6 protein-coding genes and 1 pseudogene are annotated in these 12,472 nt (G+C 60.1%); 2 read left to right on the top strand and 5 right to left on the bottom strand.

Features of this window, described 5'->3' with window-relative positions; translation table 11 throughout:
* Positions 1–1,897 (top strand): annotated as a pseudogene (locus ACM6HV_RS05770) (calcium-binding protein); the annotation flags it as partial.
* 82 nt (positions 1,898–1,979) lie between these two features.
* On the opposite strand, the gene ACM6HV_RS05775 reads toward ACM6HV_RS05770, so the two are convergent.
* From ACM6HV_RS05775 to ACM6HV_RS05795, 5 genes are all read right to left on the bottom strand, one after another.
* A complete protein-coding gene (locus ACM6HV_RS05775) occupies positions 1,980–4,712 on the bottom strand; it encodes a LuxR C-terminal-related transcriptional regulator (protein WP_414903740.1) in 2,733 nt (910 codons plus the stop codon).
* 203 nt (positions 4,713–4,915) lie between these two features.
* Complete coding sequence (locus ACM6HV_RS05780) at positions 4,916–6,280, bottom strand: DUF1329 domain-containing protein (RefSeq protein WP_145593165.1); 1,365 nt, start codon at positions 6,278–6,280, stop codon at positions 4,916–4,918.
* Between the two features lie 28 nt (positions 6,281–6,308).
* Positions 6,309–8,198 (bottom strand): DUF1302 domain-containing protein, encoded by a 1,890-nt coding sequence (locus ACM6HV_RS05785; RefSeq protein ID WP_145593164.1) that lies wholly within the window; start codon positions 8,196–8,198, stop codon positions 6,309–6,311.
* A 338-nt stretch (positions 8,199–8,536) separates the two neighbouring features.
* Positions 8,537–10,219, bottom strand: coding sequence for a fatty acid--CoA ligase (locus ACM6HV_RS05790; RefSeq protein ID WP_222018415.1), 1,683 nt, complete (start codon positions 10,217–10,219; stop codon positions 8,537–8,539).
* 147 nt (positions 10,220–10,366) lie between these two features.
* Positions 10,367–11,551, bottom strand: a complete 1,185-nt coding sequence (locus tag ACM6HV_RS05795) for an MFS transporter (RefSeq protein ID WP_414903741.1) — start codon at positions 11,549–11,551, stop codon at positions 10,367–10,369.
* Positions 11,552–11,651: 100 nt separating this feature from the next.
* Here ACM6HV_RS05795 and ACM6HV_RS05800 point away from each other — a divergent pair, with 100 nt between their 5' ends.
* Positions 11,652–12,416, top strand: a complete 765-nt coding sequence (locus tag ACM6HV_RS05800) for an AraC family transcriptional regulator (protein ID WP_041072403.1) — start codon at positions 11,652–11,654, stop codon at positions 12,414–12,416.
* Positions 12,417–12,472: the final 56 nt, after the last annotated feature.

The following is a 12,472-nucleotide window of genomic DNA, read 5'->3' on the forward strand; positions in this document are numbered from 1 at the left end:
CGGCGCCGACATCATGATCGGCGGCGACGGCTTCGACACCTACTATGTCGATAACGTCGGTGATGTGGTTATCGAGACCGATGCCTCGCTGACGGCACTAGACCGTGTGTTCGCCTCAATCAGCTACACCCTCGGTGCCAACGTCGAGAATCTGGTTCTGATTGGCAACGATTCCATCAACGGCACCGGCAACTCGGTCAACAACCGCATCACCGGTAACGACGCAAACAACACGCTCGACGGCGGCGCCGGTATCGATACGTTGATAGGGGGCGCAGGCAACGACACGTATGTCGTCGACAACTCTGCCGATATCATTATCGAGACCAGTGTCCTGACAACCGAAATCGATACCGTACGGGCTTCAGTCGATTGGACGCTGGGGGCCAATCTGGAAAATCTCGTGCTGACCGGCAGCGCCATCAATGGCACCGGCAACGACCTGAACAACATGCTCACGGGTAACAGCGCCAACAACACGCTCAATGGCGGCGCCGGTGACGACACCCTCGATGGCGGTCTCGGTGCCGACACCATGATCGGTGGCGACGGTTTCGACAGTTACTACGTTGATAACGTCAATGACGTCGTCATCGAGACCGACGCCTCGCTGACGGCACTCGACCGTGTGTTCTCCTCCATCGACTACACCCTCGGCGCCAACGTCGAGAATCTGGTCCTGATTGGCAGTGCCAACCTCAACGGCACGGGCAACGCAGTCAACAACCGCATCACCGGCAACATCGGCAATAACATCCTCGATGGCGGCATGGGTGCCGACACCATGATCGGGGGCGCCGGCGATGACACCTATGTCGTAGACAACGTCAACGATGTCGTGATCGAACAGGCTGGCGAAGGCCACGACCTGGTCCGAACCGGCTTTGGCTATACCCTTGGCGCCAACATCGAAGACCTGACGATGACGGGCAATTTCGATGGCTCGCTGAAGGGCAACGAGCTGGACAACGTCATCACCGGTAACGCGGGCCACAACTATATCGATGGCGGGCTTGGCGCGGACACCATGATTGGTGGCGCCGGCAATGATGTCTACTTCGTCGATAATCTTCAGGACGTTGTCATTGAGCTTGCCAATGAAGGAAATGATACCGTTTGGTCCAGTGTCGATTTCACGCTCTCGGACAACGTCGAAATCGGTTCCTTGATTGGCAACGCCAATCTGAATCTGACGGGTAGTGCGCAGAATAACTTCTTGAATGGTAACGAAGGCAACAACATTCTCGATGGCGGCCTTGGTGCCGATCAAATGTTTGGCGGGGGCGGCGACGATACCTATATCGTGGATAACGTCAATGACGTCGTGATGGAGGCCGCGGATAAAGGTCACGACCTTGTCCTGACCTCGGTCGACTACACCCTTGCGTATGACCTCGAGGACGGCACGATAACAGGCAATGCAGATGTGTACCTGAGAGGCAACAATCGCGATAACATCCTGATCGGAAACTCTGGCAATAACGAACTCCAGGGCTTTGACGGTATCGACCAGCTGTACGGTGGAGCAGGTAACGACACGCTATACGCCGGAATCGGCAATACCACACTGAACGGTGGCACCGGTGCCGACACCTTTGCCTTCACCAACCTGTTCCTTATCAATGCCGCAATGGGCGGACCCTCTCCTCAAAACGTCATTACCGATTTCAACGCCCTGGAAGGAGACAAGATCGACTTCTCCACCTTTGACAGCAACCCGAAGACCGTCGGCATCCAGCACATGACCTTCATTGGCTCGAATGAATTCACCGGCTTCGGGCAACTGCGTTTCGTGGATAGTGTTTTGTCGGGGAACATGAGCGCCGACGCAGGCGGTTACTTCGAAGTGCACATGGTGGGTGTCAACTCGCTCAATGCCAACGACGTAATCGTCTAACCTCTGCACGCTCGAGCAATCGAAACCGATCAATAAAAACACCCCGCCCAGGCGGGGTGTTTTTATTCGCGCAATTTATTCCTTAAGCCAGCAACCCCAGCTCCTTGGCCCTGGCCACTGCCTGTGTGCGCCGCTCGACCCCAAGCTTGCTGTTGATATGACTGGCGTGAGTTTTCACGGTGTGTAGTGAAATGAACAACTGCTCGCTGATTTCCTGATTCGAACATCCTTGGGCGATCAGGCGCAGTACAGCCAGTTCCCGGCTACTCAGCTGTTCAGTGCAAGCGGATTCTGCGGCCGGACGGAAGGCTACTGGCGGAAATTGTTTCAGTAATTGCTGGCCGAGCAACGCTGGGGAAGTTTGCACCTGCCCACGCAACCAGTCGCCATGCCCTTTCATCAATACATCGAACGGTTGCAGTACACCTCCGGCAGCCGCGTCCAATGCCTGATTCAACGCTGTGCGCGCTTCGGGCTCACGTCCACCCGCCAGTAACAACGCCACCTTCTGCGTTAACGCCATCACACTGAGCAACTGCCGCCCAGTCTGCTGACCATTCTCATGCAACACGTTCAACCGTCCTTCAGCGAGCATCGGCTGCCCCTGAATCAAATCGAGCAGCGCCCGTTGAAGTTCCACATGCAGTGGCAGCTGTGGATGGAATTCCGGTGGTGCGGCAGCGTGTTCGCCGGTGTAGGTTTGACCCAGTCGCGCCAGCCAGGCTTCGGCGAGATCGATGCGCCCTTGGGCCAACCACAGTTCGCATTTGACCAGGGTGATCATCGCCAGGTAGTAGATCGGCGGCACGTCCCAGATGTGCATCAGGCGCTCGGCTTCAGCGAGTTCGGCAAAGGCCTTGGCAAACTCACCTGAGCTGCCGTCCAGACGTGCGATCACGCAATGTCCGATCAACACGCTGATATCGCGACAGGCCCGCGCTTCCGCCAGACCGCTCAGCAATCGAGCACGGGCCTGCTGTGGTTGCAGGCGCATGGACAACAGAAAACCTTCGTAGAGCGTCAGCCGCGCACGTACCGCATACAGACGTTGCGGGGACAGTCCACGCAATCGTTCCAGGCCCTGATGCACTTCATCCAGCGCACGCAGTATCTCGCCACGGGCCTGCAACACCCGCGCCCGGTCGTAATGCGCCAGCGCCTCAAACAACGGGTTGCCGACCCGCTGCGCCAGCTCGAGGGACTCACGGTTCAAACCCCGGGCGCGCCACAGGTCGCCGTCGGCGATTGCCAGATTGGACAGGGTCGACAAGCACATCAGGCGTTGCCCGTAACGTTTTACCGGCAGGCTTTCCAGCGCTTCGCTGCAATAGCGGTGAGTCAGTTCACGCTGGCCACGGCCCCGGGCGATGATCCCGCTGAGCGCCAGCCATTGTGCAAGCATCGACTTCTGCGCAGAGGCCGAAGGCGCCGGCAGGAAGCGACTCAAATGACTGGCCAGCTCTTCAGCGGCATCCAACTGACAGGCCAGCCCCAGCGCCCAACTGTACAGCACGATCAAGCGTGGCGTGCTGATCAGCAGACTGTCGGGCAAGTCCATTTTCCAGCGCAGCAGCATGCCCACGTTCTGCTCGGCGAGCAGTTGTTCCTCGGACAGGTTCTGCACCAGATTCGCCGCCACATCCAGGTGGCCGGCGCGCAAGGCTTGCTCCACCGCTTCGTCGAGCAGCCCTTGAGCATTGAACCAGCGGCAGGCGCGCAGATGCAGGGTCGCCGCCGGCACCAGCGTCTGGGTCACGGGCCGGCTGCGCAGCAGATCGGAAAACAAATGGTGATAGCGATACCAGTGACCGTGCTCGTCCAGCGGTACCAGGAACACCTGATGCGCCAGCAGAAACCGCAGGATTTCGGCGCTGTCGTGGGCTTCACGCACCGCGTCGCACAGTTCGCTGCAAAAGCGTTCCTGAGGCGCGGTGTCGTAGAGAAATGCCTGTACCTCGGCGGGCAGGCAATCGATGACTTCCTCCAGCAGATAGTCGCGAATCAGCCCCTCCCCGCCGTTCAGCGCTTGCGGTAACGCGGCCTCGCTGCCGGCTTCAGATGCCGCCAGCAACCAGAAACGCAGCCCGGCCACCCAGCCTTCGCTGCGCTGGATCAGATTTTCCAGGGCTTCACCGCGCAATGAACTGCTGTGTCGATCAAGCAGGGTCAGTGCTTCATCATGGGTCAGACGCAGATCCTGCTCGTGCAGTTCCAGCAGTTGCCGCGACAGGCGCAGGCGCGCCAGATGCCAGTCCGGACGCTGCCGACTGGTGACCATGACCAGCAAGCCATCGGGCAAGTGATTGAGGAAAAACTGCAGGCAGCGGTCGAGCACCGGGCCTTGGGCGAGATGGTAATCATCGAGCACCAGCAGCAGCGGCGCCGTTGGCTGCAGTTGCAGCGCCAGCTCATCGAGCAAGCCGTCGAGCCATTCTTCGAAGGCAAAGGGCTGATGGCGCTGGCGCATCTTCAACAGGCCCAGCGCGCGACTGCCCAGATCCGGAAAGTAGTCCTGCAACCCTTCCAGCAAGCGCTCGAGAAAACGTCCCGGATCGTTATCCCGCGGGCTCAGGCCCAACCAGAGGCTTCGCCAGTGCGCCGGCAGGCTCTGACAGAACTCCACCGCCAGCGAGCTCTTGCCGAAGCCTGCCGGCGCACAGACCAGCAACAGACGCCCCGCAAGCCCCGCACTCAGGCGCTCACACAGACGCGGTCGCAACACATGGCCGTCGGGCAACGGCGGGCGAAAAAAACGCCCGTCCAGTGTTGCGACGGCAGCGCTTGCAGGATCCGGAAGCGGGGACAGATCAGTCATGGCCGGCTCTTGTTTGAATGGCTGTTGGCGGCGTAGCAGATGTCCGCAGACTAGCGGTAAACGTAGAGGGTTTGAAGGTTATTGCTACAAATGGCTACAAAAAGACTACGAGCCGGCAGGCGCTCGTGTGCAAAATCCCGACGCAAAAAAAAGCCCCGAACCAGTCGGGGCGTTTTTTCGAGGATGCGGCCTCGGGTCAAAGCTTAGCGGATACCGTCCTGGCCCAGGTTGCCCGGCTGGAATTCGCTCTTGGTGGCAGAGAAGCCGAAGTCATATGCTGATTTCTCTTCGTTCTTCATGCCCAGTGCCAGGTAACGGCCCGATTGCAGGTCGTACAGGGCCTCCAGCGCGTACCACGGCACTTGCTTGTCGTAGTAATCCTCGGCATGCGCCTCGGCCACACGCCACAGCTGACCGCGACCGTCGTAATGGTCGATGACCGCTGCCTGCCAGGTGTCTTCGTCGATGTAGAAGTCACGTTTGGCGTAGATATGGCGCTGACCCGGTTTCAGGGTCGCCACCACGTGCCAGACCCGACGCAGCTCATAACGGGTCAGATCCTGATTGATGTGGCCAGCCTTGATGATGTCGGCGTACTTGAGGGTCGGCGAGTCGATCTTGTAGCTGTTGGAGGCGATGTACATCTCTTTCTTGCCTTCCAGCGCCCAGTCGTAGCGATCCGGTGCACCGTTGTACATGTCGAGGTTGTCGGAAGTACGCAGACCGTCCGCGGCAGTACCCGGCCCGTCATAGGACACTTGCGGTGCCTGACGTACACGGCGCTGGCCAGTGGCGTAAACCCAGGCCTTGCGCGGTTCCTTCACCTGGTCGAGGGTTTCGTGTACCAGCAGCACGGTACCGGCCAGACGTGCCGGCGCGGTCACTTTCTGCTTGAAGTAGAACAGGATGTTGCCCGGATTGGCCGGATCGTAGTCCTTCATCTTGTCGCGGAACACGAACTGGTCCTGGAAATACACCAGGCTGAACGAGCCGTTGGTTTGCGGCGTGGCCTGGGTGACCAGGCGGGTCACGCTGCCACCGCGATAGCGGGTGATATGGTTCCAGATCACCTCCAGACCGCTTTTCGGAATCGGGAACGGCACGGCGGTGTCGAAGTTTTCCAGACCGTTACCGCCGGCAACCAGATTAGTGGTGGTGGCGTTCTTCTTGATCGCGGCAAACACGGCATCCGGCACGGTCGAGCCGCGATGGGACGGGTACACCGGCATCTTGAAGGTATCCGGGTAGCGCTTGAACATTGCGTACTGGCCCGGAGCAAGCTTGGCCTTGTACTGCTCGACGTTCTGCGCGGTGATGGTGAACAGCGGTTTTTCACTGCCGAACGGGTCGGACAGGAAACCCTTGCTGTCGACCGTGCCGGCATTTTTCGGCAGCGGTTTCCAGGCCGGAATCGAACCGTCGGCGTTACCGGCCATTTCAGCGCCCATCGGCGTCAGGCTCTTGCCCAGTTTGTCGGCTTCGGCGGCTGGAACGGCCGCCATGACGCTGGTCGCCAGCAGCGACAGCCCCAGAACACCGGCTTGGAACAGACTCTTTGTTATTTTCATATGTGTGTTCGTCCTGAAAAAACTGTGCTTAGAAGTTCACGCCAACACTGAGGGCAACGAAGTCACGATCGTCCACGGTCGTGTAGTCGCCGCCAAAGAAGTTGGTGTAGGCCAGGCTCGCCGTGTAGGTGTTCTGGTATTCGGCATCCAGACCGAGGCTGATCGCCTTGCGACCTTCCTCGAAGTTGCCGCCAGGGCCTGGCGAGTAGCCTTTCACGTCATGCGACCAGGCCACGTTCGGCTTGAGGTTCACACCGGCGAACACGTCGCTGTAATCCCAGATCGCACGAGCGCGATAGCCCCACGAGGTCGAGGTGGTGAAACCGTCGTTGTTGCAGTTGCTGGACACGTTATCGCGCGACGCCCCCGGACCGGCACCGTTGATGGTCGAGGTGTTGAGGATCTGCGAGCAGGTGTTCAGACCGCCAGTGGCAGGCAACTCACCCGGGCCGAACACCGGATCGCGGCCGTAGCGGGCTTCGGATCTGCTCTCCAGGCCACCGACGTGGGTCACGCCGACCTCACCCACCAGGGTCAAGCGGTTGGCGCCCATCACCTGATCGAAGAAGTGCGTCAGGGTGGTTTGCAGTTGGGTGATCTCTTTGCGGTTGTAACCGTGCAGGTCCTGGCCCGGCACGCCGTTGAGGACCGATGCATTGCTCAACGTGCCACCCAGCGGACGCACGCCGGCGAACAGGATGTCGGTGGAGTTCAACTGTACCGGCGCATTCGGCCGGTAGCTGACCTCACCGCTCCACGCCGTACCGGTAGGCAGGGTGGTGGAGAAGCTCAGACCGTAGAGGCGAATGTCTTCAGGGTATTCGATGAAGTATTCCGAGTTGCCCGCGACCACCAGTGGCCCCAGCGCCCGGAATGGCCCCGGCAATGCTGCCACGCCGTTATAGATCGACTGTGGCGCGCCGGTGGCGCTGAAGATCGGCGCGCGGCTGTGATAGTTCATGAAGTAGGCACCGAACTCGGTGGCCAGTGGGTCGAACATGTACTTGGCGGAAACGCCCCACTGTCCGCTGTCACGCGCATTGCGATTAGGCGAACGGCGCACCAGCACACCCTCTTCGTTGACGTCGACACCGGCGTTGGCCAACGGCCCGAGCGCAATCCCCGGAATGGTCGAACGCTTGTTCAATACCCGCAGGTTGTCGTCGCAACCGGTGGTGACGATGTCCGGCTGCGAGAAGAACGTGCCGCAGTTGTCGGTGACGGTCTTCTGCCAGTCGATTTGATAGAAACCTTCGGCCGAAAGGTTTTCGGTGAGGCTCTGCGACACATAGAACATGTTGACCGGGATCAGACCTTCCTTGATCTCGGCACCCGGACGACGAAACGCGGACACGTCGATCGGGTTGATCGAGTTGATGCCACCGCCGATGAAGGTACTTTCGCCCCAGTTCACTACCTGCTTGCCCAGGCGCACCGAACCTGGCTCATCGGCAATCGAGTAGTTGTGGTAAACGAAGGCGTCGAGGATCTGCCCGCCGGAAGAACGCGCCGCCACATCGCGGTTGTGGTTGCTGACGTCCTTGTATTCCAGGTCCTGGTTCTGCAGCGCGAAGTCGTACCAGTATTTGCCCCGGACGAAGACCCCGGTGTCGCCGTATTTCAATTCGAGATCATGGATGCCTTTGAAGATCTTCGAGAAGGCTTGCCCGCTCTTGAAGTTCAGGTGGCCGTTGTCGGAGGTCTGGGACAGGCCCTTGCCGCCGTTGTTGACACCAATAAGGTCCTTGTTCGGCTGCTGAGTCGAGATACTCATGCCCAGGGAGAGCGAAGAGTCGAACTGACCTTCGATTTCACCGACGTTGAAACTGACGCCGAATGCGGGCCCGGCGAGCGTAGAGGCAAGACTGACGGCCAGAGGCAGTTTAGCCCGGCGCCAGAACTGGTTTACTGATGTCATCGACGCTACTCCATGTGCATTATTGTTATGGCATTGAGTACTTTTAAAAACGCCTGGAAGACCGGGAGCCAGTAGCCGCCCGACGTCACTCCAAAGTTGCATCGCCCCGTGTCGTGCGTGTGCCTCGTTCTTAAAAATCCTTGAGCGGACTATAGCCAGCAGGCGGGTATCGCTTGATCCCTCTAAAGTGTGATTTGCAGCTGCCGGCCACTCTGGAACAGTCCTTTCGCCAGTCCGACAGATGTCGGCTCGGCAAGGATGGCTGATTTTTTCGATTTAACAAGCCAAGCGCTTGCTTGGTGGGTCTGGCGCGCCGTTTTCGGCGCGCCAGCAGACACTCAAAGTGTCGAGAGGAAGGTGCTGTTGTTGGCCTGCCATTCGGTGATGTCGAGGCGGATGCGCTTCTTGTCGAGCTTGCCGACACTGGTCTTGGGAATTTCCGTAACAAGGGCGATCTGGCTCGGAATCGCCCACTTGCTCAAGTGCCCCAATTCCACGAACGGCTTGAGGTGTTCCTTGAGCTCGCGCGCGCCGATCTCGTGCCCTTCGCGGATCACCAGCAGCGCAAAAGGCCGTTCGCCCCACTGCGGATCAGCGATGCCCACCACTGCTACTTCACGTACCGCCACATGACGGCTGATCAGGTCTTCGAGATCCAGCGAAGAGATCCACTCGCCGCCGGTCTTGATCACGTCCTTGATGCGGTCGCGGATGTCGATCACGCCCATGCCGTCGAGTGTTGCCACATCGCCGGTGTGCAGCCAGCCGCCGGCCCACAGTTCGGCGCCTTTCTGCGGCTCGTTGAAATAGCCTTCGGTCAGCCACGGTGCGCGCAGCACCAGCTCGCCCTGGGTTTCGCCATCGGCAGGGAGGAAGTTGCCCTCGGCGTCGACGATCGCCGCTTCCACCAACGGCCCCGGCACACCGGCCTTGATCCGGTAAGTGGTGCGCTCGTCTTCGGTGCCGGCCATCAATTCGTCGTTGAGGTGCGCACACGAGACCAGCGGCCCGGTCTCCGACATGCCGTACGCCGCCGTCAACTGAATGCCCCGGGCCTTGGCGGTTTCATACAGCGTGCGATTGAGCGCACTGCCGCCGATGACGATTTTCCAGCCGCCGAAATCGGTGCCCTGCGCGCCTTTGGCGTTGAGCAGCATTTGCAGGATGGTCGGTACGCAGTGGGAGAACGTGACCTTCTCCTTGCGCCACAGCTCGACCAGGAACTCCGGGTCGTAGCGCCCCGGATAAACCTGCTTGAGCCCGAGCATCGTCGCCACGTACGGCAGGCCCCAGGCATGCACATGGAACATCGGCGTGATCGGCATGTACACGTCGTTGGTGCCGAGCAGGCGCACGCTGTCGATCGCGCCCATGATCGTCGACACGCCCATGGTGTGCAGCACCAGTTGCCGATGGGTGAAGTACACGCCCTTCGGATTGCCGGTGGTGCCGGTGGTGTAGAACGTGGTGGCGACGGAGTTTTCGTCGAAATCCTGAAAGTCGTAGTGCGCACTGGCGGCGGCCAGCAGTTGCTCGTACTCGCCGACCAGATTCGGCAGCTCGGCGGTCTTTTCCGGCAGATCGGTCAACAGCAGGGTCTTCTCCACCGTGGTCAGGTGCGGCGCGATGGCCTGATACAGTCCGACGAACTCGCTGTTGACCAGCACGAAGCGGTCCTCGGCATGGTTCATGGTGTAGAGGATCTGCTCCGGCGACAGCCGTACGTTGATGGTGTGAATCACCGCGCCGATCATCGGGATGGCGAACATGCATTCCAGGTAGCGATGGCTGTCCCAGTCCATCACCGCCACGGTGTCACCCGCCTTCACCCCGGCCGCCGTCAACACGTTGGCCAGCCGCGCAACCCGCTCGATCAGGGTCGGATAGCTGTAGCGCAACTGGTCTCGGTAGATGATCTCGCGGGTTTTCTCGTAACGGGCGCCGGACATCAGCAACCGCTTGATCAGCAATGGATACTGGTAGGCCCCATCGGCCGGGGGAATGACGCGAGTCTGCAACATATGAATCCCTTTTCTGGCTGCACGGTGTTGGCGTAGAGAGCATTACTCTAGAGCCGTTATACCCCAGCCAAATCAGCCGAAGGAATGATTTGCACAGCCGTACAAATGCTAGCTTTGCGCCAGCATTTGCCGGTATTTCAGCGCCGATCAGGCCGTTTGCCCTACAGCAGCTTCGGAAGGTGTCCGTGGGAAAACCAGCGCAGCAAGGAAGGTCAATGCGCCGAAACCCGCCAGAATCAAGTAAAGCCCTACGAAACCATGACGCGGCTCGACATAGGCAATCAGCGGAATCGCTGTCGCACTGGCGCCGAACGACAGGCAGTAACGCAGGGCGAAGACCCGTGACTGCCACTGCGGCGCGACAAAATTGGCGACCATCGAGTCGTTCACCGTGACCTGACCGAACACCACGAACATGAACGCCGCACCGAGCACGATCACCGCCCAGCCATCGACATGGGCCATGCCGTACAGCAACGGCGCCTGAAACAGCGTCAGCACGAGAAACGGCCATTTCAGACTGATCCGGTGCAGCACTTGACCGATGCTCAACTGCGCCACCGCACCGAAGGCATACGCCAGGCTGACCACCACGCCGAGGGTTTGCGGCGAGGCGAACAAGTCATGCAGACGTTCCTCAAACAGCTTCGGGTAGGTCATGGTGGTGGCGTTGAACACCACACCGCCGGTGGCCGTCGCCAGTGCCAGCACACCAAACACCATGACCATCGAAATCCGCTGCCCGGCAGCGCCCTTCAGTGCGGTGTGTGGACGCTGCGGGATCGGCTCTTCGCGCACCTGCACGGCAAAGCCGATTCCCAGCATGATCGCCACCACGCCCGGTAACACAAAGGCCGAACGCCAGCCGAACTGCGCCACCAGCAACCCGGTGACCAGCGCCGAGAACGCCACGCCGAGGTTGCCCCACATGCCATTGATGCCGATCTCCCGCCCGCGATTCTGCGCGTAGGCCACCAGCATCGCGGTGCCCACCGGGTGGTAGATCGCGGCGAAAATTCCGATCAGGGTCAACCCGATCACCAGCATCGTCGGGCTGGTGCTCAGCCCGGTGAAGATCGCCGAGGCGCCGATGCCGAAGAAAAACACCAGCATCATCTGCCGCCGGCTCCAGTGATCGCCCAGCCAGCCGGCGGGTAATGAACAGGCGCCAAAGGCAATGAACCCACCCAGCGAAAGGCCAATAAGCGCGGCGTAGTCGAGGCCGAAGGCCTGGGTCATGCCGAGCACGGCGGCGGGGAAAATCAGCATGAACATGTGATCGATCACATGGGCAGCATTGACGTAGCGGATCACATTTCGAGATTGATTCATGGCAGCACGCTTGTGTTTGTTATGGGTGGAGGGTTGTCAGCGGCTTTATGCTAAGTTGGCAAAAAAGCGCATACCTGCCAACCAGGTCATCGAATCCGACATGTTGATCAGCCACTTCGAACACGGCCCGGTGAGTGCCTATCCCCGAGATTATCTGGACGGCGCGCACCAGCCGCTGCACCTGCACCGCGAGGCGCAGTTGCTGTATGCCGTCAGAGGGATCATGCGGGTGGTCACCGCCCTCGGTGCCTGGGTGATTCCGCCAAGCCGCGCGGTATGGATTCCACCGCAAGTCGCGCACGAGATATTCATGTCCGGCGATGTGCAGATGCGCTCGCTGTTCATTGCCCCCGAGCTGTCACCGGCCAGCCTGCAACAGTGCTGCGTGCTGGCGGTGACGCCGTTACTGCGCGAGCTGATCCTGCGCGCCGTACAAGGCCCGCCGCACGCGGACAATCCGCTGATCCAGCAGTTGATGCTGGAAGAGCTCGCCAGCCTGGAAAACCTGCCGCTGCACATTCCAATGCCCACCGACCGACGCCTGCAGAACATCTGTCTGGCGTTGCTGCACACCCCGGATCACCCCAACACCCTGGAAGACTGGGCGCAGCAGGTCGGCGCCAGCTCACGCACTCTGGCGCGGCTGTTCCAGCGACAACTGAAGATGAGTTTCAACGCCTGGCGCCAGCAACTGCGCCTGATGGAAGCGCTGCCGCGCCTGCTCGCCGGGGACAGCGTGCAGCGCGTGGCGCGGGACCTAGGGTACGGCAGCGCGCGGGCGTTCAGCGCGATGTTTCGCCGTTTGCTCGGGGAAAATCCCCGGGAGTATTTGAATAATCTGAGTAAACTCAGCGAGCTTGTGTAAGGCCCTGTGGGAGCGAGCCTGCTCGCGAAAGCGGTCTTTCAGCCACCAGTAATGTC

It is taken from the genome of Pseudomonas sp. IT-P260, from assembly GCF_949768395.1.
Lineage (GTDB): Bacteria > Pseudomonadota > Gammaproteobacteria > Pseudomonadales > Pseudomonadaceae > Aquipseudomonas > Aquipseudomonas parakoreensis.

Coding starts and splice junctions, on each gene's coding strand:
- ACM6HV_RS05775 (WP_414903740.1), bottom strand. CDS start 4,712: ATGACTGATCTGTCCCCGCTTCCGGATCCTGCAAGCGCTGCCGTCGCA.
- ACM6HV_RS05780 (WP_145593165.1), bottom strand. CDS start 6,280: ATGAAAATAACAAAGAGTCTGTTCCAAGCCGGTGTTCTGGGGCTGTCG.
- ACM6HV_RS05785 (WP_145593164.1), bottom strand. CDS start 8,198: ATGACATCAGTAAACCAGTTCTGGCGCCGGGCTAAACTGCCTCTGGCC.
- ACM6HV_RS05790 (WP_222018415.1), bottom strand. CDS start 10,219: ATGTTGCAGACTCGCGTCATTCCCCCGGCCGATGGGGCCTACCAGTAT.
- ACM6HV_RS05795 (WP_414903741.1), bottom strand. CDS start 11,551: ATGAATCAATCTCGAAATGTGATCCGCTACGTCAATGCTGCCCATGTG.
- ACM6HV_RS05800 (WP_041072403.1), top strand. CDS start 11,652: ATGTTGATCAGCCACTTCGAACACGGCCCGGTGAGTGCCTATCCCCGA.